At 71.9% G+C, this 27,000-nt stretch carries 23 protein-coding genes; 15 read left to right on the top strand and 8 right to left on the bottom strand.

The genetic code is table 11. The features are described from left to right. Nucleotide 1 precedes the first annotated feature (1 nt). The 12 genes from ACIO6U_RS01975 (at nucleotide 2) to ACIO6U_RS01920 (ending at nucleotide 12,515) form a co-directional block, all read left to right on the top strand. A complete protein-coding gene (locus ACIO6U_RS01975) occupies nucleotides 2-883 on the top strand; it encodes an MlaE family ABC transporter permease (protein WP_401714847.1) in 882 nt (293 codons plus the stop codon). Beyond that, the gene (locus tag ACIO6U_RS01970) at nucleotides 880-2,250 is read left to right on the top strand and encodes an MCE family protein (protein ID WP_391043746.1); all 1,371 of its coding nucleotides are present in this window, start codon (nucleotides 880-882) and stop codon (nucleotides 2,248-2,250) included. The genes ACIO6U_RS01975 and ACIO6U_RS01970 overlap by 4 nt, the downstream gene beginning before the upstream one ends. After that, nucleotides 2,247-3,281: an MCE family protein gene (locus ACIO6U_RS01965; RefSeq protein ID WP_401714845.1), complete on the top strand. Its 1,035-nt coding sequence runs from the start codon at nucleotides 2,247-2,249 to the stop codon at nucleotides 3,279-3,281. The genes ACIO6U_RS01970 and ACIO6U_RS01965 overlap by 4 nt, the downstream gene beginning before the upstream one ends. Continuing rightward, nucleotides 3,278-4,363 carry an MCE family protein gene (locus tag ACIO6U_RS01960; RefSeq protein ID WP_355334446.1) on the top strand — a complete coding sequence of 362 codons (1,086 nt, stop codon included), beginning with the start codon at nucleotides 3,278-3,280 and terminating at the stop codon, nucleotides 4,361-4,363. The genes ACIO6U_RS01965 and ACIO6U_RS01960 overlap by 4 nt, the downstream gene beginning before the upstream one ends. Then, the gene (locus ACIO6U_RS01955; protein ID WP_355334444.1) at nucleotides 4,360-5,484 is read left to right on the top strand and encodes an MCE family protein; all 1,125 of its coding nucleotides are present in this window, start codon (nucleotides 4,360-4,362) and stop codon (nucleotides 5,482-5,484) included. The genes ACIO6U_RS01960 and ACIO6U_RS01955 overlap by 4 nt, the downstream gene beginning before the upstream one ends. Further along, complete coding sequence (locus ACIO6U_RS01950; protein WP_401714842.1) at nucleotides 5,481-6,653, top strand: MCE family protein; 1,173 nt, start codon at nucleotides 5,481-5,483, stop codon at nucleotides 6,651-6,653. Before ACIO6U_RS01955 ends, ACIO6U_RS01950 begins: the two co-directional genes overlap by 4 nt. Then, nucleotides 6,653-8,020: an MCE family protein gene (locus tag ACIO6U_RS01945; RefSeq protein WP_401714840.1), complete on the top strand. Its 1,368-nt coding sequence runs from the start codon at nucleotides 6,653-6,655 to the stop codon at nucleotides 8,018-8,020. Before ACIO6U_RS01950 ends, ACIO6U_RS01945 begins: the two co-directional genes overlap by 1 nt. After that, complete coding sequence (locus ACIO6U_RS01940; protein WP_355334437.1) at nucleotides 8,017-8,526, top strand: hypothetical protein; 510 nt, start codon at nucleotides 8,017-8,019, stop codon at nucleotides 8,524-8,526. Before ACIO6U_RS01945 ends, ACIO6U_RS01940 begins: the two co-directional genes overlap by 4 nt. 13 nt (nucleotides 8,527-8,539) lie before the next feature. Beyond that, entirely contained in the window at nucleotides 8,540-9,169 is a 630-nt protein-coding gene (locus tag ACIO6U_RS01935; RefSeq protein WP_355334435.1) for a hypothetical protein, read from the top strand. Nucleotides 9,170-9,180: 11 nt separating this feature from the next. Further along, nucleotides 9,181-9,834: a nuclear transport factor 2 family protein gene (locus ACIO6U_RS01930; RefSeq protein ID WP_401304008.1), complete on the top strand. Its 654-nt coding sequence runs from the start codon at nucleotides 9,181-9,183 to the stop codon at nucleotides 9,832-9,834. Between the two features lie 33 nt (nucleotides 9,835-9,867). Beyond that, complete coding sequence (locus tag ACIO6U_RS01925) at nucleotides 9,868-10,734, top strand: hypothetical protein (RefSeq protein ID WP_401714838.1); 867 nt, start codon at nucleotides 9,868-9,870, stop codon at nucleotides 10,732-10,734. Nucleotides 10,735-11,153: 419 nt separating this feature from the next. Further along, nucleotides 11,154-12,515, top strand: coding sequence for a glutamine synthetase family protein (locus tag ACIO6U_RS01920; protein ID WP_188279782.1), 1,362 nt, complete (start codon nucleotides 11,154-11,156; stop codon nucleotides 12,513-12,515). Here ACIO6U_RS01920 and ACIO6U_RS01915 read toward each other — a convergent pair. After that, entirely contained in the window at nucleotides 12,475-13,485 is a 1,011-nt protein-coding gene (locus ACIO6U_RS01915; protein WP_401714836.1) for an ArsR/SmtB family transcription factor, read from the bottom strand. The two genes, ACIO6U_RS01920 and ACIO6U_RS01915, sit on opposite strands and share 41 nt — an antisense overlap. A 213-nt stretch (nucleotides 13,486-13,698) precedes the next feature. Here ACIO6U_RS01915 and ACIO6U_RS01910 point away from each other — a divergent pair, with 213 nt between their 5' ends. Beyond that, on the top strand, nucleotides 13,699-14,082 hold the full coding sequence (locus ACIO6U_RS01910; RefSeq protein WP_355334424.1) for a hypothetical protein: 384 nt from the start codon (nucleotides 13,699-13,701) through the stop codon (nucleotides 14,080-14,082). A gap of 48 nt (nucleotides 14,083-14,130) precedes the next feature. Here the strand turns inward: ACIO6U_RS01910 and ACIO6U_RS01905 are convergent, their stop codons facing one another. The 3 genes from ACIO6U_RS01905 to ACIO6U_RS01895 are packed head-to-tail and all read right to left on the bottom strand — an operon-like array spanning nucleotide 14,131 to nucleotide 17,381. Continuing rightward, complete coding sequence (locus tag ACIO6U_RS01905; protein WP_401715816.1) at nucleotides 14,131-15,150, bottom strand: TolB family protein; 1,020 nt, start codon at nucleotides 15,148-15,150, stop codon at nucleotides 14,131-14,133. 20 nt (nucleotides 15,151-15,170) lie between these two features. Then, the gene (locus ACIO6U_RS01900; RefSeq protein WP_401714834.1) at nucleotides 15,171-16,493 is read right to left on the bottom strand and encodes an MFS transporter; all 1,323 of its coding nucleotides are present in this window, start codon (nucleotides 16,491-16,493) and stop codon (nucleotides 15,171-15,173) included. Between the two features lie 3 nt (nucleotides 16,494-16,496). Then, entirely contained in the window at nucleotides 16,497-17,381 is an 885-nt protein-coding gene (locus ACIO6U_RS01895; RefSeq protein ID WP_188279784.1) for an alkaline phosphatase family protein, read from the bottom strand. Between the two features lie 762 nt (nucleotides 17,382-18,143). Between ACIO6U_RS01895 and ACIO6U_RS01890 the strand changes: the two genes are divergently transcribed. Next, nucleotides 18,144-21,170 (top strand): bifunctional [glutamine synthetase] adenylyltransferase/[glutamine synthetase]-adenylyl-L-tyrosine phosphorylase, encoded by a 3,027-nt coding sequence (locus ACIO6U_RS01890; protein ID WP_401714832.1) that lies wholly within the window; start codon nucleotides 18,144-18,146, stop codon nucleotides 21,168-21,170. A gap of 556 nt (nucleotides 21,171-21,726) precedes the next feature. Here ACIO6U_RS01890 and ACIO6U_RS01885 read toward each other — a convergent pair. Continuing rightward, nucleotides 21,727-22,002 carry a winged helix-turn-helix transcriptional regulator gene (locus ACIO6U_RS01885; RefSeq protein WP_401715814.1) on the bottom strand — a complete coding sequence of 92 codons (276 nt, stop codon included), beginning with the start codon at nucleotides 22,000-22,002 and terminating at the stop codon, nucleotides 21,727-21,729. Nucleotides 22,003-22,161: 159 nt separating this feature from the next. On the opposite strand from ACIO6U_RS01885, the gene ACIO6U_RS01880 reads away from it, so the two are divergent. Continuing rightward, nucleotides 22,162-23,001, top strand: a complete 840-nt coding sequence (locus ACIO6U_RS01880) for a thioesterase family protein (protein WP_401714830.1) — start codon at nucleotides 22,162-22,164, stop codon at nucleotides 22,999-23,001. Here the strand turns inward: ACIO6U_RS01880 and ACIO6U_RS01875 are convergent. The 3 genes from ACIO6U_RS01875 to ACIO6U_RS01865 are packed head-to-tail and all read right to left on the bottom strand — an operon-like array spanning nucleotide 22,989 to nucleotide 26,902. Further along, complete coding sequence (locus ACIO6U_RS01875) at nucleotides 22,989-23,885, bottom strand: phosphatase PAP2 family protein (RefSeq protein WP_391043776.1); 897 nt, start codon at nucleotides 23,883-23,885, stop codon at nucleotides 22,989-22,991. The genes ACIO6U_RS01880 and ACIO6U_RS01875 overlap by 13 nt on opposite strands. Before the next feature lie 37 nt (nucleotides 23,886-23,922). After that, complete coding sequence (locus ACIO6U_RS01870) at nucleotides 23,923-25,014, bottom strand: LacI family DNA-binding transcriptional regulator (protein WP_401714828.1); 1,092 nt, start codon at nucleotides 25,012-25,014, stop codon at nucleotides 23,923-23,925. 34 nt (nucleotides 25,015-25,048) lie between these two features. Further along, a complete protein-coding gene (locus ACIO6U_RS01865; protein ID WP_401714826.1) occupies nucleotides 25,049-26,902 on the bottom strand; it encodes a glycoside hydrolase family 13 protein in 1,854 nt (617 codons plus the stop codon). Between the last annotated feature and the right edge of the window lie 98 nt (nucleotides 26,903-27,000).

Raw genomic sequence — 27,000 nt, 5'->3', positions numbered from 1 at the left:
GATGGCGCTCCTGGACAAGGACACCCCGCAGGCCGAGCCGCCGCCCGAAGGACCACGGCCGGGCCGACGCCGGAACACCGGCCGCTGGCTGCACTGGCTGGACGAGACCGGCGACCACTTCATCTTCCACATCACCGCCGTGCTGTGGATACCGCGCACCCTGCGCCGCTACCTCAAAGAGGTCCAACGCCTGCTCGCCGAGGTCGTGTTCGGCAGCGGCGGCCTCGGCGTCATCGGCGGCACCGTCGGCGTGATGATCGGCATGACCCTCGCCACCGGCACCGTCGTCGGCCTCCAGGGCTACGCGGCGATGAACCAGCTCGGCACCGCCGCGTTCACCGGCTTCATCTCCGCCTACTTCAACACCCGCGAGATCGCCCCGCTCGTCGCGGGCCTGGCCCTGTCGGCCACCGTCGGCGCCGGATTCACCGCCCAGCTCGGCGCGATGCGGATCAACGAGGAGATCGACGCGCTGGAGGGCATGGGCCTGCGCAGCATGCCGTACCTGGTCACCACCCGGATCATCGCCGGGGTCGTCGCCATCGTCCCGCTCTACGGCATCGGCCTGCTCAGCAGCTACGTCGCCTCCCGGATGGTCACCGTCATGTTCAACGGCCAGTCCGCGGGCACCTACGACCACTACTTCAACCTCTTCCTGTCCCCGCAGGACGTCCTGCTCTCCGGACTGAAAGTGCTGATCTTCAGCGTCATCGTGATCCTCGCCCACTGCTACTACGGATTCACCGCCAAGGGCGGCCCCGCGGGCGTCGGCATCGCCGTCGGCCGCTCGGTGCGCAACGCCATCGTGATCATCTCGATCACCGACTTCTTCCTCAGCCTGGCGATCTGGGGCGCCACCACGACGGTGCGGGTGGCGGGATGACCACCACCGACACCCGTCCCGCCGGAGCGCCCCCGGCCCCGCGCCGCCGCCCGACCGGCGGCGCCACCGCCCGCCGCAGGACCGCCGGCGTCGTCTTCCTGCTGGTGCCCGCGCTGCTGGCCTGGCTCGCGGTCGCCGTCTACGACAAGACGTTCAGCGACACCGCGACCGTCCACCTGGAGACCGGCACCGTCGGCAACGAGATGCACCAGGGCGCCGACGTGAAACTGCGCGGGGTCGTCGTCGGCCGGGTCGCCTCGATCAGTGCCGACGGCGACGGCGCCCGGCTCAACCTCGCCATCGACCCCGGCCAGCTCAAGCGCATCCCCGCGGACGTCACCGCGCAGATGCTGCCCACCACGCTGTTCGGCGAACGCTTCGTGGCCCTCGTACCCCCCGCGGGCACCGACACCACCGGCGGCGGCCCCACCCTCGCCGCCGACAGCACCATCGCCCAGGACCGCTCCAGCGACGCCATCGAGCTCCAGCAGGTGCTCGACAACGTGCTGCCGCTGCTCACCGCCGTCCAGCCCCAGAAGCTCGCCGCGACCCTCAACGCCGTCGCGACCGCGCTCGACGGCCGCGGCACCCAGCTCGGCACCACCCTCGTCCAGCTCGACCGCTACCTGACCAAGCTCAACCCCGAACTGCCCGTGCTGAACGACGACATCAAGCAGCTCGTCACCGTCAGCCACGTCTACAACGCCGCCGCGCCCGACATCGTGCAGGCCCTCACCGACTTCACCAGGACCAGCGGCACCATCGCCGAGGAACAGGCCGACCTCAACAGCGTGTACGGCAGTACCACCGCCACCGCGCAGGACCTGACGACGTATCTGCGGCAGAACAAGGACACCATCATCCGGCTGACCGCCGACAGCCGCGGCACCCTCGGGCTGCTCGCGAAGTACTCCCCGTCCTTCCCCTGCACGCTGCGCACCCTGGCCGCCTTCGTCCCCGTCATGGACAAGGCGCTCGGCAAGGGCACCCACGAGCCGGGCCTGCACGTCGACCTCACCAGCGTGCCGTCCCGCGGCAAGTACGTCCCCGGCAAGGACACCCCGGTGTACGACGCGAGCGGCGGCCCGCAGTGCTACCCGGTCCCGTACACCGGCCGCGGCGGCGCACCGGCCGCGACGCACTCCACGAAGTCCGCGACCTCGCCGACCGCCACGACGTCCACGGCGTCCACGGCGTCCACATCGAGCGTGACCACCACCGACTCCCCGGCCAACTCCCCGCAGGAGAACGAGCTGATCAACGAACTCCTCGCGCCGGGCATCGGCACCGACCCCGGCTCGCTCCCCGACTGGAGCAGCCTGCTCACCGGTCCCGTCTACCGAGGGGCGGAGGTGACGGTGCGGTGAAGCGCCGCAGCCTCGTCGGACCGATCGTCAAGTCGCTGATCTTCATCCTGGTCACCGCGCTGGCCACCACCGTCCTCGCGGTGAGCATCGCGGGCGGAACCGACGTCGGCGACACCTCCGGCTACAACGCCCGGTTCACCGACGCCACCGGCCTCACCTCGGGCGACAGCGTCCGGATCGCCGGGGTCAAGGTCGGCCAGGTCGACTCGATCAAGGTCGTCGACCACCGCGTCGCGCAGGTGCACTTCTCGGTGCAGCGCGCCCGGAAGCTGCCCGGCTCGGTGACCGCCACCATCAAGTACCTCAACATGGTCGGCCAGCGGTACATCGACCTCCAGCAGGGCACGGGACCGGTCGGCCAGGCGCTCGCCCCCGGCGACACCATCCCGCTCCAGCGCACCACCCCGGCCCTCGACCTCACCCAGCTCTTCAACGGCTTCCAGCCGCTGTTCCAGGGCCTGTCGCCCAAGGACGTCAACCAGCTCGCGGGCGAGATCGTCCAGGTGCTCCAGGGCGAGGGCGGCACCGTCGACAGCCTGATCAGCAACGTCGGTTCGCTGACCACGACGCTCGCCGCCAAGGACAAGGTGATCGGCCAGGTCATCGACAACCTCAACTCGGTGCTCACCACGGTGAACACCCGCGAGGCCGGGTTCAACGACCTGGTGACCTCGCTCCAGCAACTCGTCAGCGGCTTCGCCTCCGACCGCGAACCGATCGGCCAGTCGATCACCGCGATCTCCCAACTCACCACCAGCACCGCCGGGTTGCTCACCGACGGCCGCCAGCCGCTGAAGGACTCCATCGCCCAGCTCGGCCGGCTGTCCACCAACCTCGCCGACAACACACCGCAGGTGGAGAACTTCCTCACCAAGACCCCGGCCAAGCTCCAGACCATCGGCCGGCTCGCCTCCTACGGCTCCTGGCTCAACCTCTACCTCTGCCAGGCCACTGTCGCCGGGGTCACCACCTCCGACGGCAGCAAGCCGCCCACCGGCATAGCGATCACCGAATCGAGGTGCCGGTCATGAACCGCCCCCGCATACCGACCCCGCGCCTCCGCTTCCGCGCCCCCGCGCGCCGGGGCCGCCCCCTCTTCCGGCCGCTGCGCGAACGCAGCCCCGTCCTCGTCGGCACCGTCGGCCTGCTCGTGCTCGCCCTGGCCGGCCTGGTCGCGTACAACGCGGACGCGCTCCCGCTGATCGGCGGCGGCACCACGTACAGCGCGAGCTTCACCGAGGCCGCGGGGCTCAGGTCCGGCAACGAGGTGCGGGTCGCGGGCGTCAAGGTCGGCAAGGTCACCGGGGTGTCGCTGGACGGCGCCCAGGTCAAGGTCACCTTCCGCGTCAAGGACACCTGGATCGGCGACGCCAGCACCGCCGCCATCGGCATCAAGACGCTGCTCGGCGAGAAGTACCTGGCCGTCGACCCGCTCGGCAGCCGCGCGCAGAACCCCGGCCAGCGCATCCCCAGGACCCGCACCACCTCGCCGTACGACGTCACGCAGGCGCTCGACGGCCTCGGCAACACCCTCGGGTCGATCGACACCACGCAGCTCGCCGCCAGCTTCCAGACCCTCTCCGACACCTTCAAGGACACCCCGGCCTCGGTGCGCAGCGCCGCCACCGGCCTGTCGTCGCTGTCGCGGACCATCTCCAGCCGGGACGCCCAGCTCGCCGACCTGCTCGCGGGCAGCAAGCAGCTCACCAAGACCCTCTCCGACCAGAACAGCCGCTTCCAGACGCTGATCTCGGACGGCAACCTGCTGCTCGGAGAGATCCAGAAGCGCCGCGACGCCATCCACGCGCTGCTCACCGGCACCCAGGACCTCGGCACCCAGCTCAACGGCCTGGTCGCCGACAACAACCGGCAGCTCGGCCCGACCCTGGACGCCCTCGACCGGGTCACCGGCGTACTGCTCGCCAACCAGTCCAGCCTCGACAAGGCGCTCGCCCTGGCCGGGCCCTACTACCGGCTGGTCGGCAACACCCTCGGCAACGGCCGCTGGTTCGACAGCTATCTGTGCGGCCTGGTCCCCAAGAGCTATCTGCCCCCGGGCACCCAGCCGACGACCGGGTGCGAACCGCCCAAGGCGACGGGAGGCACATCGTGAAGGCATCCATCGGCCGCGCCGCGCGAGGGCGGCGGGCCATCGCCCTCGGCACGGTGCTCGCCGTCGTCCTCGCGGCCCTCGCCTACGGCGGCGTACGCCTCTTCGGCGGCCCCGACGGCACCAGGATCACCGCCTACTTCGACCACGCCGTGGGCGTCTACGCCGGATCCGACCTGCGCGTGCTCGGCGTCAAGGTCGGCACCGTCGACTCGGTGAAGCCGCAGGGCAAGCAGGTCAAGGTCGTGCTGGTCCTCGACCACGGGGTGAAGGTCCCGGCGGGAGCCGGCGCCGTCGTCGTCGCGCCCAGCGTCGTCGCCGACCGCTACATCCAGCTCACCCCGGCCTACACCGGCGGCCCCCGGATCACCGCGGGCACCGTCATCCCGGCCACCCGCACCGCGACCCCCGTCGAGGTCGACCAGCTCTACGAGAGCATCACCCGGCTCAGCGACGCCCTCGGCCCGAACGGCGCCAACGCCACCGGCGCCCTGTCGAACCTCCTCGACACCGGCGCGAAGAACCTCGACGGCAACGGCAAGGCCATCGGCGACAGCATCGACCAGCTCGGCCAGGCCACCAAGACCCTCAACGGCCACAGCGACGACCTCTTCGCGACCCTGTCCTACCTCCAGTCCTTCACCACCATGCTGAAGAACAACGACGGCAAGGTACGGGCCGCCACCGACCAACTCTCCACCGTCAGCGGCTTCCTGGCCGAGGACAAGGAGAACCTGGGCGGCGCGCTGCACCAACTGTCCACCGCGCTCGGCCAGGTGAAGACCTTCATCCAGGACAACCGGGCCCGGCTGAAGACCAGCATCGGCAAACTCGCCCCGATCACCCAGACGTTGGTCGACCAGCGCGCCTCACTCGCCGAACTCCTCGACACCGCGCCGCTGGCCGCCGACAACCTCCTCAACGCCTACGATCCGCAGCACGGCACCATCGACGGGCGCGCCAACATCAACGAACTGAGCATGGGCGGCGACATCTCGCCCGCCGCCGCCAAGGACACCGCAAGGACCGGCTCCGACTTCACGCCCGCGGCCAAGGACGCCAAGACCCTGCCGCTGCCCCTGCCGGCGGTCGGCACCGTCTACACCAAGGGGGCGGCCCGATGAAGCGTTCGCACACCCGGGGGAGCGCCGCCACCGTCGGCGGGACCGCGCTGCTCGCGCTCGCCCTCGCCGGCTGCTCGCTGAACGTCCAGAACGTGCCGCTGCCCGGCGGCGCCGACCTCGGCGGCCACCCCTACACCGTCAAGGCCGACTTCGCCGACGTCCTCGACCTCGTCCCGCAGGCGTCCGTACGCGTCAACGACGTCGCCGTCGGCCGCGTCACCAAGATCGGCCTCGGCGCCGACGGCTGGTCCGCGACCGTCACCATGAAGGTCAACGGCAAGGTGCGACTGCCCGCCAACGCGTACGCGCACCTGGAACAGTCCAGCCTGCTCGGCGAGAAGTACATCCAGCTCTCCGCGCCGCCCGGCACGCCGGCCGCCAGCGGCACCCTGCGCGACGGCGCCGTCATCCCCGCCTCGCGCACCAACCGCAACCCCGAGGTCGAAGAGGTCTTCGGCGCACTGTCCATGCTGCTCAACGGCGGCGGCGTTGCCCAGCTCAAGACCATCTCGGTGGAGCTGAACAAGGCCCTGACCGGCAACGAACCGCAGATCCGCTCCATGCTCCACCAGGTCGACACGCTCGTCAGCGACCTCGACGCCCACAAGCAGGACATCACCGACGCGCTCGACGGCGTCAACGAACTGTCCGCCACCCTCGCCGCCCGCGACCAGAAGGTCGGCACCGTACTGACCGGCCTCAGCCCCGGACTGAAGGTGCTGGAACAGCAGCGCGGCTCGCTGGTCACCATGCTGCGCTCGCTGGACACGCTCTCCGGCGTCGCGGTGGACACCGTCAACCGCAGCAAGGACGACATGGTCGCCGACCTCAAGGCCCTCGCGCCCACCCTGCGACGGCTCGCCGACGCGGGCGACGCGCTGCCCGACTCGCTCCAGGTGCTGGTCACCTACCCGTTCACCGACGAGGTCCTCAACGGCGTCAAGGGCGACTACCTCAACGTCTACCTCGACCTGACCGCCGTACCCGGCACGCAGCTCATCCCCGAGATGCCCGCGTCCGGGAACGTCTACCCGCCCGACCCCGAGAACCCGATGTCCGCGCACGCCAAGGCCGACCGGACGACGACCGTCGACAAGAAGCTGCGGGAGGCGGGCATCCCGCTGCCGCTGCCGTCGGTCACCGGCTCGACCAGGACCGGGGGCCGCTGATGCTGACCCGCGTCACCATCGCCAAGAACATCGCCTTCCTGCTGATCGCCGTGCTCGTGCTCGGCTTCATCGGCGTCCGCTACGCCGACCTCGGCCGGTACGTGGGCCTGCGCGGCTACTACACCGTCAAGGTCGAACTCCCCGAAGCGGGCGGCCTGTTCGAGCACGCCAACGTCACCTACCGCGGTGTCTCGGTCGGCCGGGTCGGCCCGATCAGACTCACCGACGACGGTGTGGAGGCGTCGTTGCGGATCAACGACTCCGCGCCGCACATCCCCTCCCACCTCAAGGCCGTCGTCGCCAGCCTGTCCGCCGTCGGCGAGCAGTACATCGACCTGCGGCCGACCACCGACCAGGGGCCGTATCTCACCGACGGCTCCCGCGTCGAACGCGCCGACACCACTATCCCCGCGCCCGTCACCAACCTGCTCACCAGCGTCAACAGCCTGGCCGGATCGGTCCCGTTGAAGTCCCTTCAGACCGTCGTCGACGAATTCGGCAAGGCGTTCGCGGGACAGGGCGACAACCTCCAGTCGCTGCTCGACACCAGCGGCGAGTTCATCTCCGCCGCGGACATGAACCTGCCCGGCAACATCACGCTGATGGCCGACGGGCGGACGGTGCTGCGCACGCAGGCTGACGAGGGCGACGCCATCAAGTCCTTCGCCAGCAGCGCCAGTCAGCTCGCCAAGCAGCTCAACGACTCCGACACCGACCTGCGACGGCTCATCGCCGCGGCGCCCGACGCGGCCGGACAGGTCAGCGCGCTGCTGCGGGACGTCGGACCCCAACTCAGCGTCGTCCTCGCCAACTTGCTGACCACCTCGGACGTGGCCGTCACCCGGCAGCACGGCATCGAGGAATTCCTGGTCAAGGTGCCCGCGGTGGCCGCCGCCGGATCGACGGCGGTGGACGGCAAGGGCCTGCACTTCGGCATGGCCGTCACCTTCTTCTCCCCGCTGCCCTGCACCTCCGGATACGGCGGCACCACGTACCGCAACGGCCTCGACACCAAGGCGCCCGCCACCGCCCTGAACACCGCGGCCCGCTGCACCGCCCCCGCCTCCTCCGGCACCGACGTGCGCGGCTCGGCCAACGCCCCGAGCGGCGGGGGCGTCCCGAACCCCGTGCAGCCCGGCTCGGTGCTGCCGACCGGCGCCGGGACCCCGTCCGCCGCGGGCCCGTCCACCGGGACGACGACGTACGGCACGAGCGTGCTGCCGGGAGCGCTGGGCCTGCCCTCGCTGCCGACCGGGCCCAGCGGCGGCACGATGGCGGATCTGCTCGGCCTCGGCGACACGCGGTTCGGTGACACGCGCTCCGGGGGCACGGGCTTCGGGAACACGGGCTTCGGGGGCACCCGATGAGCGCCCGCCGGTCCACCCTGGTCTGGGTCACCGCGTGGGCGGTCGCCGCCGTGGTGTGCGCGCTCGGCGCCTGGTCGTACGCGGACACGCGCGGCGACGGCACGCTCAATTACGCCAAGGCCCGCGACGCCGTACTGACCGACGGGCAGCGGGACATCACCCGGCTGAACACGGTGGACGCGGCCCACCTGGACCGCGACCTCGCGGCCTGGCTGGACACGACGACCGGGCCGCTGCACGACCGCATGAGCCGTACGCACACCGCGGACGCCGCCGCGCTCAAGCAGTCCGGCACCTCCACCCGGGGCACGGTCACCGACGCGGCGGTCACCGAACTCGACACCAGGGCCGGTACGGCGAAGCTCATCGCGACCGTGCAGGTCCGGGTCATGCCGCGCGGCGGCGCGGCCACCACCGACCGCAAGCGGTTCGAGGCGGGCCTGTCCCGTACCTCGGACGGCTGGAAACTCACGGCGCTCACCGCGGTGCCCGTCGGCGCGAGCTAGGAGAGGCGGCCCAGTGAGCACCACGCATGAGCCCGAGGCCGAGGCGGCGGAGGCCGAGGCGCCGCAGACCGACGCATCGGGGGCCGCCGCTCCGGACGAGGCGGAGGCCAACGAGGCCGCCGCCGGACGGCGTTGGCGGTGGCCGTACGGTGCGCGGCGTACGGCGGCGGTCGCCGCGATCGTGCTGCTGCTCCTCGGCGGCGGCGGATTCGGTTACGCGGCCCACCGGTTGACCGACCCGGCCGCGACGGACAACCGCGCGCTGACCGACACCGAGGCGACCAACCGGGTCGTCGGGGACGTCAGCAACGCGCTCGGCAAGATCTTCGCGTACACGCCGGAGGACACCGGGTCGACCGAGCGGGCCGCCCGCGACCTGCTGGACGGCGCGGCGGCCGACCAGTACCAGGCGCTGTTCGGGCAGATCCGGCAGCGCGTCGCCGAGCAGCAACTCACCCTGACCACACGGGTGGTGCGCGCCGGGGTCGTCCGGCTCACCGCCGACCACGCCCGGCTGCTGGTCTTCCTCGACCAGACCGCCCAGCGCAAGGGCGCCGCGGCCACCAGCGCGGCGGCCCAACTCTCGGTCACCGCCAGGCTCGACGGCGACCACTGGCGGATCACCGATCTCAAGGCCCGGTAGGAGGAGGACGGATGGCACGGATGCCCTTCAAGGGTGGCGGCGGGTCGCGGGACCGGCTCGGGGCGCGGCTGCGCGCGCCGGGCCGGTCGCTGCTCGCTACGGCCGTCGCGCTCGCCGTCGCCGCGGCGGTCGCCGCCGCCCTGACCGGCTGGTCCTGGTACGGGGCCGCGCACGACGACGACGCGGCCTTCGCCCGGACCCGCGACACGGTGCTCGCGGCGGGGGAGCAGGCGGTGCAGAACATGAACACCCTGGACCACTCCGACGTCGACCACGGGCTCGACATCTGGGAGAGCTCCACGACCGGCGACCTGCACAGCCAACTGGTGCAGGGGCGGGCCGCGTTCGAGAAGCAGGTGCAGCAGGCCCAGACGGTCAGCACCGCGAAGATCCTGTCCGGCGCGGTCACCGAACTCGACACCAGGACCGGCAAGGCCAGCGTGATGATCGCGCTGCGGATCACCGTCGAGGCGCCCAAGGCCAAGCCCGCGGTCAAGGAGAGCCGGATGCTCGGCGAACTCACCCGCACCGACACGGGCTGGAAGCTCAGCGCCCTCGGCCAGGCCCCGATGGGCGACAGCGCCGCGGACCCGTCCGCGTCCTCGCCCCCGAGCGGCGGCACCGCCACCGCGAGGCCGTCCCCGTCCACCACCGACGGCCAGTAAGCCGCCCCGCCGTCCGCGAGAGGACCGCCGCCCATGTCGACCACCCGCCACCTCATCAACCGCCAACGCCGCCTGGCGGCCACCGCGCCGCCGCGCGAGCGCGTGACCCGCACGGCGGAAGCCGCCACCGACCCCGACTCCGACACCGACACCGCCACCGCCACCGACACCGGCCCGGAGGCCGAGGCGGAGGGCGGCGGCCGTTCGGAGCGCCCCGCCCGGGGCCGCGCCGCGACCGCCGTCCGCACCCGCCCGGCCCGGCCGCCGCGTACGTCCGACAAGGCCGCCGACGTCACCGCCGACGTCACCGCCGGGGCTCCCACCGGCACGGCAGCCGACGCTGAACCCGAGGCCGGGAGCGGCCCGCGCACGTGGCGCCCGCGCCCCGTCACCGTCCTCACCGTCGGCCTCGCCCTGCTGACCGTGCTGCTCGGCGGCCTCGCCGCCTGGTCCGCGGGCAAGGCGTCCGACCTGCGCGACTCGGTGGCCTCCGGCAACACCGCGCTGACCGACACCGCCCGCACCAGCGAGGTCAAAGGCACCGTCGCCCAGGCCGTGAACGCGGTCTTCTCCTACAACTACGCCGACACCGCCCGCACCGACGACGCGGCCAAGCGCGTACTGACCGGCAAGGCCGTCCAGCAGTACGCGACGATGCTCGCCCAGGTCCGCGCCCAGGCACCGGCGCAGAAGCTCGTGCTGACCACGACCGTCACCGACACCGGCGTGGAACTGCTCGACGGCGACCGCGCCCGCGTCCTGGTCTTCGCCGACCAGAGCAACACCAGCACCGCCAAGTCCGCGAACGCGGCGACCACTTACGCGGCGGCGATGTTCGCGGTGGACGCCGTGCACCAGGACGGCACCTGGAAGATCGCGAGCATCGACACCTTCGGGTAGCGCGGACCCCGCGGTCAGCGGTCGCGATCAGCGGTTGCGGCCAGCGGTTGGTGAGGCGCCAGTCGGCATCCAGCAGATCGCCGACGACGGCGGGCCCCGCGACGGCCGCCGCCACGCGTGCGTGTGCCCACGGGTACGGCTCCTCGTACGGGTACGCAGCTGTGGCGAACAGACGTACGTCTTAGGCAAGGCTACCCTTATTAAAACGCCGGCCGTTTCGCGCCGTCACCGATCAGGCGCCGCGATCAGGCGCCGCGCGATGATGAAGGACTCGTCGCGGGCAGGCACTATGGGGGAGAGGGCCCCCGCAACGCGCCGGAAATCGCGTGATGGGATGCTCGGCTCGCAATCCCGGATGTGCGTCCCCGATATGGCCAGTGGCGGGGAGCAGGTGGCCTGACCGGCAAGGATGGATGGATATGGACAAGCAGCAGGAGTTCGTTCTCCGCACCCTGGAGGAGCGGGACATCCGCTTCGTCCGCCTGTGGTTCACCGACGTGCTCGGCTACCTGAAGTCGGTCGCCGTCGCACCGGCCGAACTGGAGCAGGCCTTCGACGAGGGCATCGGCTTCGACGGCTCCGCCATCGAGGGCTTCGCCCGGGTGTACGAGTCCGACATGATCGCCAAGCCGGACCCCAGCACCTTCCAGATCCTGCCCTGGCGCGCCGAGAGCCCCGGCACCGCGCGCATGTTCTGCGACATCCTCATGCCCGACGGCTCCCCGTCGTACGCCGACCCGCGCTACGTCCTCAAGCGCGCGCTCGCCAAGACCTCCGACCTCGGCTTCACCTTCTACACCCACCCCGAGATCGAGTTCTTCCTGCTCAAGGACAAGCCGATGGACGGCGGGCGGCCCACCCCCGCCGACAACTCCGGCTACTTCGACCACACCCCGCAGAACGTCGGCATGGACTTCCGCCGCCAGGCCATCACGATGCTGGAGTCCATGGGCATCTCGGTGGAGTTCTCGCACCACGAGGGCGCCCCCGGCCAGCAGGAGATCGACCTGCGCTACGCCGACGCGCTCTCCACCGCCGACAATGTGATGACCTTCCGGCTCGTCATGAAGCAGGTCGCCCTCGAACAGGGCGTGCACGCCACCTTCATGCCCAAGCCGTTCTCCGAGCACCCCGGCTCCGGCATGCACACCCACCTGTCGCTCTTCGAGGGCGACCGCAACGCCTTCTACGAGTCGGGCGCGGAGTTCCAGCTCTCCAAGGTCGGCCGCTCCTTCATCGCGGGCCTGCTCCGGCACGCCGGTGAGACCGCCGCGGTCACCAACCAGTGGGTCAACTCCTACAAGCGGATCTGGGGCGGCTCCCAGCGCACCGCTGGCGCGGGCGGCGAGGCCCCCTCGTACATCTGCTGGGGCCACAACAACCGCTCGGCCCTGATCCGCGTCCCCATGTACAAGCCCGGCAAGACCGGCTCCACCCGCGTCGAGGTCCGCTCGATCGACTCCGGCGCCAACCCCTACCTCGCCTACGCCGTCCTCCTCGCCGCGGGCATGAAGGGCATCCAGGAGGGCTACGAACTCCCGGCCGGCGCCGACGACGACGTCTGGGCCCTGTCCGACTCCGAGCGCCGCGCCCTCGGCATCGAGCCCCTCCCGCAGAACCTCGGCGAGGCCATCACCCTCATGGAGCGCAGCGAACTCGTCGCCGAGACCCTCGGCGAGCACGTCTTCGACTTCTTCCTGCGCAACAAGAAGCAGGAGTGGGAGGAGTACCGCTCCGAGGTCACCGCCTTCGAGCTGCGGAAGAACCTCCCGAACCTGTAGCCGAGAGGAGCTGCTCGGCCTGCGGGGTGCGGCGGTAGTAGACGCGGTGGCCGTGGCGGGTCCGGGTGAGGAGACCCGCCCGGTGCAGGCGCGTGAGGTGGTAGGAGACGGTCGACGGGTCCAGGTGGTGGAGCTCGGCCAGCTCCGTGGTGGTGAGGGGGCGGCCCAGCGACAGCAGCAGGCTGTGCCGGGTGGCCCCCAGGACGTCGGCCGCCGGGTGGCCGCCCTGTGCGGCGCGGCGGCCTGACGGAGCGCGGGGCACCGGATAGCAGAGCATCGTGTCGTGCTGGAACATCGGGTCGAGGCCCGGCGTCAGGTCCCCGGTGACGGTGGGGATCATGACGACGGCCGGCGCGTGCGCCACCGTGGTGCGGAACGGGCTGCGGACGGTCAGTGTGCCGTCGTGCCAACCGGTGTCCGGATGCAGGGAATCCAGGACCGCGCCGGTTCCCTGCCGGGCCATGAGCTGGGAACGGGCGTTGATATCGGCTTCGAGGCGGCCACGGATCACCGGCCAGCGCGCTGCGAGTGTGTGGTTCCACAAAGCGTGCAGTTCCTGAGCCGCTTTCTGGACGAATGCGGTTTCCCCCCGGTCGAGTTGGCTCAGGACCGGCGCGGGCAGCTCGGTTCCGGGGAAGCCCTGACCGGCGAAGCCCGTGGTGAACACGGTGATTTCCTGCACCAGCCGGGTCGGCGCGAGGGTGGCTATCCGGTGGAGTTCGTCATCCAGGCTGGGCGCGAACCGCGCGGGCGCGGGGCTGATGAAATCCGGCAGCCACACCTCGCCCTGGAAGAACCCCGCCAGCAGGGGCATCTGCCGGTCGTGCAGCAGCCGCGGCAGCGCACCGAGCCGTTCCCCGCGGCGGGACGACCTCATGGCGGTGGACAGGACACCGAACAGTTCGACCATCGGTGAGATGGCGAACCGGGTCCTGGCCAGCTCGGCCGGGCCCAGCGACAGACGCAGCATGATGCCTTCCCGGACGGATCGGGTGGACGTCCGAACCGCCAGCCAAACATTGGAACCTCATCCAATCAATGGCAATCCCGGCCAACGTCGGCGTCTACTTGGGGCTGCCCGGAGAATCGGTGCGCGTTTACGCGCGACCGTGAACGGCAATGCGTCGGCACGGCTCCGGGTGCGGAATTCGGTCAATTCCTGCGAACAAGGAGGCCCTTGAGTATGCGTATCGGAAAGCGGACGGTCACCCTCGCGGTAAGCGGCGCGCTGCTCGCCGGCACGGTCGGCTTCGTGGCCGCGTCCCCCGCCCAGGCGGTGGACTGCAACCTCCCCCCGGTGGGCGACATGTGCCTGCACATCCACAACACGGACACCAACACGTGGTACTGGCTCGGCCCGTGGAACGCCTGCGCGGTCCACAACATCGCCATCGACGAGCAGGCCACCTGGATCAACAACAACCAGGTCGGCGGGGTGCGCACCACCTTCTACTACGGCCGCGACGGCAAGAACCCCATCGGCAGCGTCGCCCAGGACTACTCGGGCCGCCCGCCCGGCTACACCGACAGCGACCTCTCCTCCGCACAGTCCGTCCGCGTCTGCTGACCCGCGCCCCCCGAGGCGGGGCCGCCCCGGAGGACGTCACCTCCGGGGTCAGGGCAGCCAGGCGGGGGCCAGGGCCGAGAGGGTGAGGAGGCGGGGGGCGCCGGTGCCGTCGGCGGGGGCGGTGTACAGGTCGGAGCCGTAGTCGCCGGGGAGGGAGTACACGACGGTCGCGTTGTCGGACCACACGGCCTGGTCGTCGACGCTGCGGGTCTCGGCCAGCGGCCACTCGCGCGAGGTGGCCAGGTCGAGGACGTAGAGGCGCCAGGGGGCGTCGGCGGGCAGGCCGGGCACGCGTTTCTTGAAGGCGATCCGGGTGCCGTCGGGGGAGAGCGACGGGCACTCGACGTTGGTGCGCAGCGTGGTGACGGTACGGGCGGCGACGTCGCCGCGCACGAGGTAGGTGTGGCCGCCGGTGGCGAGCGTGGCGTAGAAGTGCCGGTCGTCGGCGAAGGTGACGCCCCAGAAGTTGATATCGGCGGCGCGCACGCGGTGCCCGTCGCGGGTGACGGCGTAGTCCTCGAGGGACGACTGGAGGGTCCCGGTGCGGGTGTCCAGGATCGAGGTGCGGGTGGAGAAGTCGGTGCCCGCGTACGAGTCGCCGCCGACGAAGACGGTCCAGGCGGCCATCCGCCCGCTGGGCGAGACACGGGCGCGGGTCGGGATGCCCGCGAGCGGCACACGGCGGGTGGCGCGCAGCGCCGAGTCCAGGACGACCGCGTCGTACGAGTCGTTGACCGCGCCGCGCTTGGCCTGGAGGCAGATGCCGGTGCCGCCCGCCGCGTAGAAGCGCAGGCACTTCACGCCGGACGCGACGCGGGGCCCGTCCGGCGCGGAGGCGGGCACCGAGGCCAACTCGTCGCGGTGCGGCCCCCACGCCATGGAGCGGAAGACGATACGGGGGCCGCCGGCGGCCAGCGAGACCGTACCGGCGCGGACGGCGGGGCCGCCCGCCTGCACCTGGTTCTTCCGGTCGGCCCGGTCGGCGGCCCGCCACACCGCGACCCCCGCCACGCACGCCAGCACGGTGATGCTGGCCATCAGCACCAGCAGCCGGTTGCGCATGCTCATACCGCCCTCGACCCGCCCGCTCATGCCGTCGCCTCCGGCGCCGTGGGAGTCCGTGACGGCCGCAGCCGGACCGACAGCGCGACGCTCGCCGTCAGCGCCAACGCGGCCCCCGTCAGGGCGGATTGGTCGCCCCACGCGGTCCACGCCGCCCCGAAGGCTATGGAGCAGAAGAAGCGCGCGGCGGCCTGCCCGGTCTGTACGAGCGCGAGCCCGCTGGAGCGCAGCGCCGCCGGTACGGAACCGGCCGCGGCCGCCATCAGCACGCCGTCCGTGGCGGCGTAGAAGGCCCCGTGCAACGCCAGTACGGCGTACGGCAGTACGCCCGCCCGCAGGTGGGCGAGGAGCAGCCCGTACGCCAGGAGCAGCGCGAAGTGGCCGCCGACGAAGACCCGCCAGCGGCCGAACCGGTCCGCCCAGCGGCCCAGCGGCACGGCGAGCAGCAGGAAGGCGGCGGCGGTGCCCAGCGGGAGGAGCGCGAACCACCGGTCGGGGACGCCGAGTCGGCGTTGCAGCAGCAGATAGACGAAGGAGTCGCTGACGGTGGCGAGCCCGAGCGCCACCGCGCACAGCGCCAGCCCGCGCAGCTCCCGCCGCCCGAGCAGCCCCACGGCGGCCCGTAAGGACGGCCGGTCAACGTCCTTGTCAGGCACGGGAGTTGACCGCCGTACGCCCGACGGCACGAACAGCAGCAGCACGACCACGCCGACAGCCGCCACGCAGAAGCTGACGGTGAAGACCGCGTCGTATCCTTCCGCCGCCTGACGGAGGATCAGGAAGGCGGCCAGCGGCCCGAGAAGCGCCCCGGTGGTGTCCATCGCGCGGTGCACACCGAACGCCCGGCCCCGCGACTCCGGCGGCGCCGACAGCGAGATGAGCGCGTCGCGCGGCGCGGTCCGCAGACCCTTGCCGGTGCGGTCGACGGCGAGCACCGCGCCGATCAGCGGCAACGTGTGCACGGCCAGCAGCAGCGGCTTGCACAGCGCGGACAGCCCGTACCCGAAGGCGGCCACCGCCTTGGGCCGCCCGCCGCGGTCGGCGAGATGCCCGCCGACCAGCCGTACCACCGCGCTGAATCCGTTGTAGACGCCGTCGAGCAGACCGAAGCCGAGCGGGGAGAGCCCGAGCCCGGTGACCAGGTACAGCGGCAGCACCGCGGTGACCATCTCCGACGACACATCGGTGATGAGGCTGACCGCGCCGAGCGCGAGCACCGTCGAGGTGACCGCGGACGACCGCCCGGGATGCGGGCCCCGGGCGGTCGTCGGCGCTGTCGTCGGGCTGTCCGCCGCGCTCGTCGGTGCGGGTGTCGCGGGCGTGCTGCCGCGGCTCTCGCTGACGTACATCGGTCAGTTGGTCCAGATGCCGGTGATGTCCGCGGCGGACGCGGCGTTGCCCGCGTGCCCCGAGGTACCCGCCAGATCCTCCAGCGTGCGCAGCAGGTTGTAGTGGTTGTAGTTGGTCGCGGACGAACTGCCCGCGGTGACCGGCTGACCGTAGAAGACGGTCGGAATCCGGTTGCCGCTCAGCGAGTTGTCCTCGTCGAAGGTCACGACCAGCACGCTGTTGTGGGTCTTCGCCCACGTCGCGTACGCGCCCAGGTTGTTCTTGATCCAGGTGTCGCCGGTCGCCACCGAGCAGTCGTGCATGTCGCTGCACAGGTTCGGTACGACGAAGGACATCCGCGGCAGCGTCGAGTAGTCCGTCGGGAACTGCGCGAAGGTCTTCGCGGTCGACGTCGGGACATTGCCGAAGCCGAACCACGGGTTGTGCTTCTGCGCGTAGTTGCCGCTCTTGCAGGTCGTCGAACCCTGGCTCGGCAGCGTCTCGTTGTAACTGCCGAAGGTCTTGCCCGCGGCGATCACCTCGGAGCCGAGATTCGCGGCCGAGCTGAAGCCGATCTTCACGCAACTGTCGTCCGTCACGCCCTGCGTGGACCCGGAGAACAGCGCGTAGTAGTTCGGCTGGCTCGGGTGCGTGATCGCGTGGCTCTGCGTGAGATTCGCGCCGCCGGTCGCCAGCGAGTTGATGTACGGCGCGCTCGAACTGCCGATGACCTGGCTGTACGCGTGGTTCTCCATGACCACCACGAGGGTGTGGTCGGGGGTGGGCACAGAACCGGCCGCGTGCGCCGAGCCACCGAGACCGGTCCACAGACCGGCGGACGCGGCGGCGAGGCCGACTGCGGACAACAGAGCGGTGCGGCTGCGGCGGGGCAGAGTCCAGCCGTGCACGGCGTACCTCCGGTAGTGGGGGGAAGGACGAGGAACCGCTGTACATGACAAATTTTAGGAGCCGGGCCGCGTCAGGGCGAGCGGGCGCCGGGTGAAATGAAGGCGAACACCGAGGTACGGCCTGCCGCCGGCTCCCACAACCCTCCTGCCGGGGACACCGCGCCCCCAGCCCCCACCGGGCAGCCCCGCCGCCACGCGCCACGTCCCGCGTGGCCAAGCCCGCGATGTCCGCCCGCACGGCGGGGGCCTCCGGCCGTGCGGCCAGGGTGGTGCGGTTGCTGGGGCGGCGCTGCGCGCGCCGTGCGGTTCCGCCCGCGCCGTGCGGGGCCTCCGGCCGGGGTGTCGCGGTCGGTGGGGCGGTGCTGCGCGCGCAGCGCGGTGCGAGCTATGCGGTTGCGCCCTCACCGTGCGGGTCGTGCGGTTGCGCCCGCGCCGTGCGGGCCTCCTGCCTTGGCCGCTTGCGGCAGCTTGGACGACTCGGTCGCGTGCACGCCCGTGCGGGGCTCTTGGTCGCTGGGGCGGGGCGGTGGATGGGGTCGTGTGCGGGGCGCGGGATCGGGGTCGGGTGGGCTGGTGGCCGCACTCCGGCTACCGAGCCCCCCGCAGGGGGTTACGCTCAAACCGAAGCCTTGATCGATCCGGGCTTGCGCGGGACCGTTCCGGGGTACGGGACACGCGCCACCGCGAAGCCAAACCAAGCCAAACCAAACCAGGCCAGTCGAGCGTCACCCCGCCACACCACATGACCCGCCGGGAGGGCCGATGCAGGGACGCCGGAGCAGTACGTTCACGCGGCTGCTGCGGCACGGCTTCACGGACCCGGCGGCGGCCGAGCGGCTGCTGGAGCTGCCCGAGCTGTCGACGGTCAGGACGGACCCGGTGCTGCTGGAGGCGCTGGGCGCGACGGCCGACCCCGACCAGGCGCTGATCAGCCTGGTACGCCTCACGGAGGCGCTGGACCCGGCGGAGCGGCGGACGCTGCTGGACACCGTCATGACGGCGAAGCCGCTGCGCGACCGCCTGCTGGGCATCCTCGGCGCCTCCGAGGCCCTCGGCGACCACCTCGCCCGGCACCCCGCCCACTGGCACGCGCTGGTGATGTACGAGTCCGCCGACCTGCACCCGGGCGTCGCCGACTTCGTCCGGGCCCTCTCGGGCGCCGACACCCCCGACGCGCTGCGCGTCGCCTACCGCCGCTGCCTGCTCGGCATCGCCGCCCGCGACGTGTGCGGCACCAGCGACCTGGTGCGTACCGCCGCGGAACTGGCCGACCTCGCCACCGCCACCCTGCGCGCCGCGCTGGCGATAGCCGCAGCCGAGAGCCCGCAGGACGCCGCCGTCTGCCGGCTGTCCGTCATCGGCATGGGCAAGTGCGGCGGCCACGAGCTGAACTACGTCTCCGACGTCGACGTCGTCTACGTGGCGGAACCGGCCGAGGAGACGGCGGGCCAGGAGGACGCGGAGGGCACCGCCGTACGCGCCGCCACCCGGCTGGCCGCCCGGATGATGCGGATCTGCTCCGACACCACCGCCGAGGGCACGATCTGGCCGGTCGACGCCAATCTGCGGCCCGAGGGCAAGAACGGGCCGCTGGTCCGTACGCTCTCCAGCCACCTCGCCTACTACCGGCGGTGGGCGAAGACCTGGGAGTTCCAGGCGCTGCTCAAGGCCAGGCCGGTCGCCGGGGACGAGGCGCTCGGCGAGGAGTACCTGGCCGCGATCCGCCCGCTGGTCTGGCAGGCCGCCGAGCGCGAGAACTTCGTCACCGACGTGCAGCAGATGCGCCGCCGCGTCGTGGAGAACATCCCCGCCGCCCAGATCGACCGCGAGCTGAAGCTCGGCCCCGGCGGCCTGCGCGACGTCGAATTCGCCGTGCAGCTCCTCCAGCTCGTGCACGGCCGCACCGATCCGTCGCTGCGCAGCGGCACCACGCTGACCGCGCTCGCCGACCTCGCCGCGGGCGGCTACGTCGGCCGTACCGACGCCGCCGCGCTCGACGACGCCTACCGCTTCCTGCGGCTGATGGAACACCGTATCCAGCTCCAGAAGATGCGCCGCACCCACCTCGTCCCCGACGACCAGGCGGGACTGCGCCGCCTCGGCCGCGGCCTGGGCTTCCGCGCCGACCCGGTCGCCGAGCTGAACCGGGAGTGGAAGCGGCACGCCATGGAGGTACGGCGGCTGCACGAGAAGCTGTTCTACCGGCCGCTGCTGGACGCGGTCGCCCAGCTCGGCGGCGAGGAGACCCGGCTCAGCACCGACGCGGCCCGCCAGCGCCTCCAGGCGCTCGGATACGCCGACCCGGCCGCCGCCGTCCGCCACCTGGAGGCGCTGGCCAGCGGCGTGAGCCGCAAGGCCGCCATCCAGCGCACGCTGCTGCCGGTGCTGCTCGGCTGGTTCGCGGACTCCGCTGACCCCGACGCCGGGCTGCTCGGCTTCCGCAAGGTCTCCGACGCGCTCGGCAAGACCCCCTGGTACCTGCGGCTGCTGCGCGACGAGGGCGCGGCGGCGCAGCGGCTGGCCCGCGTCCTCTCCTCCGGGCGGCTCGCCCCCGACCTGCTGATGCGCGCCCCCGAGGCGGTCGCGCTGCTCGGCGCCGCCGACGGTCTCGTGCCGCGCGACCACGCCGCCCTGGAGCAGGAGGTGCTGGCCGCCGTCGGCCGCGCCGACACCCCCGAGCAGGCCATCGCCTCGGTACGCGGAGTACGCCGCCGCGAGCTGTTCCGTACCGCCGCCGCCGACCTCATCGACACCTACGGCGACGACGAGGAGGACCAAGAGGAGACGCCCGACGAGCCGCCGGACCCCGCCGCGCTGGTCGACCGCGTCGGCACCGCCATCTACGGGCTCACCGCCGCGACGCTCGCGGGCGCGCTGCGCGCCGCCGTCAACCACGTCACCGGCAACGACGCGCACCCGCTGCCCACCCGTTTCGCCGTCATCGGCATGGGCCGCTTCGGCGGCCGGGAGCTGGCCTACGGCTCGGACGCCGACGTGCTCTTCGTCCACGAACCGCTCGACGGCGCCGACGAGGGCGAGGCCACCCGCGCCGCGCTCGCCGTCGCCGACGAACTGCGCCGCCTGCTCCAGATCCCCACCGCGGACCCGCCGCTGCTGGTCGACGCCGATCTGCGGCCCGAGGGCAAGAGCGGGCCCATGGTCCGCAGCCTCGCGTCGTACGCCGCCTACTACCGGCGCTGGGGGCTGATCTGGGAGAACCAGGCGCTGCTGCGCGCCCTGCCGGTCGCGGGCGACGTGGATCTCGGGGCGCGGTTCACCGCCCTGGTCGACCCGCTGCGGTACCCGGAGAACGGCCTCGAAGAAGAGGCGGTCCGCGAGATACGGCGCCTGAAGGCCCGGATGGAGACCGAGCGGCTGCCGCGCGGCGCCGACCCCACGACGCACGCCAAGCTCGGGCGCGGCGGGCTGTCCGACGTCGAGTGGACGATTCAGCTCGTGCAGCTCCAGCACGGGGGGCGGCTGCCCGCCCTGCGCACCACCGGCACCCGCCCGGCCCTCGCCGCCGCCCGCGAGGCCGGGCTCATCGACCCCGAGGACGCCGCCGTCCTCGACGACGCCTGGGTTCTCGCCACCCGCGTCCGCAACGCCGTCATGCTCGTCCGCGGCCGCCCCGGCGACACCTTCCCCAGCGACGGCCGCGAACTCGCCGCCGTCGGCCGCTACCTCGGCTACCCGCCCGGCCACGTCGGCGACATGCTGGAGGACTACCGCCGCCGCACCCGCCGCGCCCGCGCCGTCGTCGAACGCCTCTTCTACGCCTACGAGTAGCCCGCCTCGGACTGCCTCGCGTCGGGCGGGCTCGGGTCGTGCGTGGGTCGGGGGCCGGGGGCTGCGGGAGAGGGGTTCGAAATCGGTATATTTACGGCGCTTCTGGTACTCCCTATCCGGTGACCTCTCCTGCGCCACAAATATCCGGCAGCATTTCGAACCCCTCTCCCTCCGCCCCCGACCCCCTCCACCCCCGGATGTGGGGAAGGGGGGCAGAACGGCGGGGCGCCCTCACGGTCTTGGACACCCGTCCACCCGCGCGGGCCGTGTGAGGGTGCCACCCGCCCAGCCCCCGGGCGGAGGACGCTCGGGGCGCCCTCATGGTCTTTGACTCCCACCCCGGCCACCCCCACCGGCGGGCGGACGCCGACGTACCGGGAGGGGACGGGCCGGGGTGCCCCCGCAGAAATACGTTGACGGCCGGGTACCGAATGCGGAAAGGCCAGGTGGTACGGATTTCGAGGAGGTGCCCCGGCCCGGCACCGACCAGGCACAAGCGGCACCCGCAGACGACAAAGCACCCGCACGGGTGGGCGGGCGGGCAAGAACACCCTGCCTAGTCGGAAAGCGTCTCCGCCCACATACGAGACCAGTGATCCAACGGCGCGATGGCCTCGGCCAGCCCCGCCCCCAGAGGCGTGAGCCCGTAACGCCCCTGATCCCCCTGCGCGAGCAGCCCGGCCGCGGCCAACTCCCGCAACCGCTGATAAAGAACGCTGGGCGACATCGCGTCGCACCGTTCACGCAGGTCACGAGCACCGACCGGCCCGTCCCGCAGCTCCCAGAGAATGCGCAGCGCCCAGCGCCGCCCCAGCAGATCGAGCGCGGCCATCAGGGGCCGCCCGGTGCGCGAGCCACGGACCTCGCCGCCCGGCCGGGGGCCACCGCTGCCACCCTCCATCCGACCCTCCTTGACGCTTCTGATTCCGAAATCATACGGTGGTGCCAGGCGTTACGGAATGCGAAACGTACACGAGCCGGAGGAGCAGGGATGGGCGAACCGACCGCTTTCTACGAGCCCGACCCGGACGGGTCCTTCGTGGCGACGGACGCCACCCAGGGGCCCTGGTCGCCCGACCTCCAGCACGGCGGCCCGCCCAGCGCGCTGCTGGTCCGCGAGTTCGAGGCCCTGATCGCGGCGACGGCACGGGACGGCGACTCCGACAGCGACTCCGAGGGCCACCCCGACGGCCACCTCGCGAAAATCGCCATGGACTTCCACGGCCCCGTCCCCGTCGGCCCGGTCCGCGTCCGCGCCTCCGTCCTCAAGCCCGGCAGGCGCGCCCAGCTCCTCGCGGGCGAGCTGAGCGTCGACGGCCGGGTCGTCCTGTCGGCCCGCGCCTGGTGGCGCCGCCGCTCACCCGGCCTCGTACCGGACGTCCCCGTCCAGGCCGCGCCGCTGCCGGACCCCGACGACGTCGTCCCGGCCGACCCGCTCCCCGGCCACTTGGACCATGGCTGGATCGCGTCCATGGACTACCGCTACCTCGCCGGATTCGTCACGACGCCGGGACCGGCCACGGTGTGGGTGCGCCCGAAGTTCCCGCTCGTCGCGGGCGAGACGACCTCCGGCACCCAGCGGGCCGTCCTCGTCTCGGACGGCGCCAGCGGCTTCAGCGCCGCGCTGGACTTCCGCACCCACCTGTTCAGCAACCTCGACCTCGTGCTGAGCTTCCTGCGTCCGCCGGTCGGCCCCTGGGTGGCACTGGACGCCGTGTCAGCCCTGGACGGGGCGGGCGGGGGTACGACCAGCACCCGCCTCGCCGACACCGCCGGTTACCACGGCTTCGCGCTCCAGACGCTGTACGTGGCGCCGCATCACGCCGTCTGAGGGTCCGACGCCCGGGCCGACACCGCGTCCACCGGCTGGCGCGGCATCCGGTACAGCCAGCGCCCGTAGACCAGGTACGAGATCCCGTAACCGACCGCCAGGCACACCACACCGCCGACCGCGTCCAGCCAGAAGTGGTTGCCGGTGGAGATGATGACCGTGAGGGTGAACACCGGGTACAGCGCGCCCAGCGCCTTCGCCCAGGTGTGCTTGGCCAGTATCGCGATGGTGATCCCGCACCACAGGGACCAGCCGATGTGCATCGACGGCATGGCCGCGTACTGGTTCGACACATGCGCCAGATTGCCCGAGGACAGCGAGCCCCAGGTGTGGTGCACCTCGACGGTGTCGATGAAGCCGCCGCCCGTCATCAGCCGGGGCGGTGCCAGCGGGTAGAAGTAGAAGCCGACCAGAGCCATGGCGGTGGTCACGAAGAGCACCAGACGGGCCGGGCCGTACCGCCCCGGATGGCGGCGGTAGAGCCACACCAGCACACCGATGGTGATGATGAAGTGCAGCGTGGCGTAGTAGTAGTTCATGATGACGATCAGCCAGGTCGCCGAATTCACGGCGTGGTTGACGGACCGTTCGATCGCCAGACCGAGGTGGTTCTCGAAGGACCACACCGACGCGGCGTGTCGCAGGGCGACGGTCTTCTGCTCCGGAACCGCGTTCCTGATCAGCGAGTACACCCAGTAACTGACGCCGATCAGCAGGATCTCGAACCAGAGCCGGGGTCTGCGGGGTGTGCGGATGCGCCTGATGAGGGTGTGGCGCGGCTCCGTGCGGGCCACGCCGGTCGCTCCATCCGGGGGAGTGGAACCGGTGGAGCGCGGCGAGGCGGTCGTACGGCCGCCCATAGTCTTCGCAGTCGGTTCCCCCATGGGACACCAGTCTGCCAGATTCGCCCCGTATCGCAGGTCAGCCTTCGGTCGGATCCTGCGCGCCGCCCGTCCCCCTTGAGGAGGGTTTCTGTGCGGGCACGGGCGTGTTCCGCGCGGCCGGCGCGGCGGCTGTTGAACCTCGAACGACCAGCTCGGGCAGGAAGACGAATTCGCTGTGCGGCGCCGGTGTGCCGCCGATCTCCTCCAGCAGCGCGTTCACCGCGGCCTGGCTCATCGCCGCGACCGGCTGCCTGATGGTGGTCAGCGGCGGATCGGTGAAGGCGATCAGCGGCGAGTCGTCGTAACCGACCACCGAGACGTCCTCCGGCACCGACAGGCCCTGCTGCCTGGCCGCCCGGATCGCGCCGAGCGCCATCATGTCCGACGCGCAGACGATCGCGGTGCAGCCCGAGGCGATCAGCGCCGTGGCCGCCGCCTGACCGCCCTCCAGCGTGTACAGCGAGTGCTGGACCAGTGTCTGCGCCTCGTCCTCCGCCATGCCCAGCACGTCCGCCATGGACGCCGTGAAGCCCTCGATCTTGCGCTGTACGGGGACGTACCGTTTCTGCCCGACGGCCAGGCCGATCCTGCGGTGGCCGAGCGCCGCGAGATGGGTGACGGCCAGCCGGACCGCGTCCCGGTCGTCCGGCGACACGAACGGCGCGTCGACCTTCTCCGAGAAGCCGTTGATCAGCACGAACGGCACGCCCTGGCCCTGGAGCCTGGCGTAGCGCTCCATGTCGGCGGCCGAGTCGGCGTGCAGACCGGAGACGAAGATGATCCCGGCGACCCCCCGCTCGACCAGCATCTCCACCAGTTCGTCCTCGGTGGACCCGCCGGGCGTCTGGGTGGCGAGCACCGGGGTGTACCCCTGGCGGGTCAGCGCCTGTCCGATGATCTGCGCGAACGCGGGGAAGATCGGATTCAGCAGCTCGGGGGTGATCAGCCCGACCAGTCCGGCGCTGCGCTGGCGCAGCCGGACCGGCCGCTCGTACCCCAGGAGGTCGAGCGCGGCCAGTACGGATTCACGGGTGGTCGTGGAGACACCGGGTTTGCCGTTGAGTACCCGGCTGACCGTCGCTTCACTGACCCCCGCCTGGGCTGCGATGTCAGCGAGCCGCGCGGTCACAGCACCGGATGCTAGGGGACGGAACGCCACCACGTCAGATCGCCCACCAAATTGCCGTGTCTGCGGAGATAGTCAGCTCAATGCTGCCATTCTCCGTGTTCGGGACGCCCGCCGTCGAGTCGCCGCTGACATCGCTGTCACCGCTGACGTTACCGCCGCCGCCGCCGCTGCTGGAGCTGGAGCTGGAGCTGGAGCCGGAGCCAGCGCCAGCGCCCGCGTGCAGGCCGCCGTCGCTGGACAGCAGCATCCGCCCGGGGCCGGGAAGCGTCACCGTCACCGGCTCGCGGGTCAGGTTGACCGCGCAGACGAAGCTCCCGGCGCCGGGCTCGTCCCCGCCTCCCCTGCGGAAGGCCAGTACGCCCTCGGGCGCGTCCAGCCACGTCACCGCGGCGCCCGCGCCCAGCGCCGGGTGCTCCCGGCGCACCGCCAGGGCCGCCCGGTACAGCTCGAGGGTCGACGCCGGGTCGCCCGTCTGCGCCTCGACGCTCAGGCCCGCCCAGCTCTTCGGCTGCGGCAGCCAGCTCGGCCCGCCCGCCGGACCGAAGCCGTACGGCGCCTCGTCGCCCGACCACGGGATCGGCACCCGGCAGCCGTCGCGGAAGCCGTCCTGCCCGGCCGCGCGGAAGAACGACGGGTCCTGCCGTACCTCGTCCGGCAGGTCCGTCACGTCCGGCAGGCCCAGCTCCTCGCCCTGGTAGAGATACGCCGAACCCGGCAGCGCCAGCATCAGCACGACCGCGGCCCGCGCCCTGCGCAGCCCCAACTCCCGGTCGCCCGGCTCACGTTGCTGCGTCCCCAGCTCCGGCGGGTTGCCGAAGCGCGTCGCGTGCCGGGTCACGTCGTGGTTGGACAGCACCCACGTGGCGGGCGCGCCCACCGCGCTCATCGCAGTCAGCGACTTGTCGATGACCTTGCGCAGCTCCGGCGCGTCCCAAGGGGTGCTCAGATACTCGAAGTTGAACGCCTGGTGCAGCTCGTCCGGGCGCAGGTAGAGTGCGGCCCGCTCGATCGTCGGCGTCCACGCCTCGGCGACCGCGATCCGGTCTCCCGCGTACTCGTCCAGGATGCGGCGCCAGCCGCGGTAGATCTCGTGCACACCGTCCTGGTCGAAGTACGGCATCGCCGCCGTGCCCAGCAGCGTGAGCTGCTCCGCGTGCCCGATGTCCGGCAGGCCATCGGCCTTCACCAGGCCGTGCGCGACGTCGATCCGGAAGCCGTCGGTGCCCAGGTCCAGCCAGAAGCGCAGCACGGAGCGGAACTCGTCGTGCACCGCCGGGTGGTTCCAGTTGAAGTCGGGCTGCTCGGGCGCGAACAGGTGCAGGTACCACTCGCCGGGCGTGCCGTCCGGGTTGAGCGTACGGGTCCAGGCCGGGCCGCCGAAGATGGACTCCCAGTCGTTGGGCGGCAGTTCGCCGTCCACGCCCTTGCCGGGCAGGAAGTGGAAGCGGTCCCGCAGCGGCGAGCCCGGTCCCTCGTGCAGCGCCCGCTTGAACCACTCGTGCTGGTCCGAGCAGTGGTTGGGCACCAGGTCCACGATGACCTTCAGGCCCAGCGCGTGCGCGGCCCTGATCAGGTCGTCGGCGTCGGTGAGGCTGCCGAACATCGGGTCGACGGCCCGGTAGTCGGCCACGTCGTACCCCGCGTCGGCCTGCGGGGAGGCGTAGAACGGCGACAGCCACACCGCGTCCACACCCAGCTCGCGCAGGTACGGCAGCCGGGCGGTGATCCCGGGCAGGTCGCCCATGCCGTCGCCGTTGCCGTCGGCGAAGCTGCGCGGATAGACCTGGTAGATGACCGCGTCGCGCCACCAGTCTCTGCGCTCCGCCCCGGCGTCGCCAGCGGCGTCGGCAGTGGCGGAGCTGGGCGCGTGGGTGAGGTGCTGGCTCATGGCTTCCTTCATTGTTCCGGGCCTTCGGCGGCGGGGGAACGACAACTGGCTTACGTACGTGGTGCGGTGCGGACGGTCGGGCCCTCGCGGGGCCCTCG

Origin of the sequence: Streptomyces sp. NPDC087422, from assembly GCF_044744145.1 — a bacterium.
Classification (GTDB): Bacteria; Actinomycetota; Actinomycetes; order Streptomycetales; family Streptomycetaceae; genus Actinacidiphila.
This window is presented reverse-complemented; position numbering and strand designations above follow the sequence as displayed.

Coding starts and splice junctions, on each gene's coding strand:
- ACIO6U_RS01960 (WP_355334446.1), top strand. CDS start 3,278: ATGAACCGCCCCCGCATACCGACCCCGCGCCTCCGCTTCCGCGCCCCC.
- ACIO6U_RS01915 (WP_401714836.1), bottom strand. CDS start 13,485: ATGCTGCGTCTGTCGCTGGGCCCGGCCGAGCTGGCCAGGACCCGGTTC.
- ACIO6U_RS01880 (WP_401714830.1), top strand. CDS start 22,162: ATGGGCGAACCGACCGCTTTCTACGAGCCCGACCCGGACGGGTCCTTC.
- ACIO6U_RS01890 (WP_401714832.1), top strand. CDS start 18,144: ATGCAGGGACGCCGGAGCAGTACGTTCACGCGGCTGCTGCGGCACGGC.
- ACIO6U_RS01910 (WP_355334424.1), top strand. CDS start 13,699: ATGCGTATCGGAAAGCGGACGGTCACCCTCGCGGTAAGCGGCGCGCTG.
- ACIO6U_RS01900 (WP_401714834.1), bottom strand. CDS start 16,493: ATGTACGTCAGCGAGAGCCGCGGCAGCACGCCCGCGACACCCGCACCG.
- ACIO6U_RS01975 (WP_401714847.1), top strand. CDS start 2: ATGGCGCTCCTGGACAAGGACACCCCGCAGGCCGAGCCGCCGCCCGAA.
- ACIO6U_RS01930 (WP_401304008.1), top strand. CDS start 9,181: ATGGCACGGATGCCCTTCAAGGGTGGCGGCGGGTCGCGGGACCGGCTC.
- ACIO6U_RS01970 (WP_391043746.1), top strand. CDS start 880: ATGACCACCACCGACACCCGTCCCGCCGGAGCGCCCCCGGCCCCGCGC.
- ACIO6U_RS01945 (WP_401714840.1), top strand. CDS start 6,653: ATGCTGACCCGCGTCACCATCGCCAAGAACATCGCCTTCCTGCTGATC.
- ACIO6U_RS01940 (WP_355334437.1), top strand. CDS start 8,017: ATGAGCGCCCGCCGGTCCACCCTGGTCTGGGTCACCGCGTGGGCGGTC.
- ACIO6U_RS01885 (WP_401715814.1), bottom strand. CDS start 22,002: ATGGCCGCGCTCGATCTGCTGGGGCGGCGCTGGGCGCTGCGCATTCTC.
- ACIO6U_RS01865 (WP_401714826.1), bottom strand. CDS start 26,902: ATGAGCCAGCACCTCACCCACGCGCCCAGCTCCGCCACTGCCGACGCC.
- ACIO6U_RS01905 (WP_401715816.1), bottom strand. CDS start 15,150: ATGAGCATGCGCAACCGGCTGCTGGTGCTGATGGCCAGCATCACCGTG.
- ACIO6U_RS01875 (WP_391043776.1), bottom strand. CDS start 23,885: ATGGGGGAACCGACTGCGAAGACTATGGGCGGCCGTACGACCGCCTCG.
- ACIO6U_RS01925 (WP_401714838.1), top strand. CDS start 9,868: ATGTCGACCACCCGCCACCTCATCAACCGCCAACGCCGCCTGGCGGCC.
- ACIO6U_RS01920 (WP_188279782.1), top strand. CDS start 11,154: ATGGACAAGCAGCAGGAGTTCGTTCTCCGCACCCTGGAGGAGCGGGAC.
- ACIO6U_RS01950 (WP_401714842.1), top strand. CDS start 5,481: ATGAAGCGTTCGCACACCCGGGGGAGCGCCGCCACCGTCGGCGGGACC.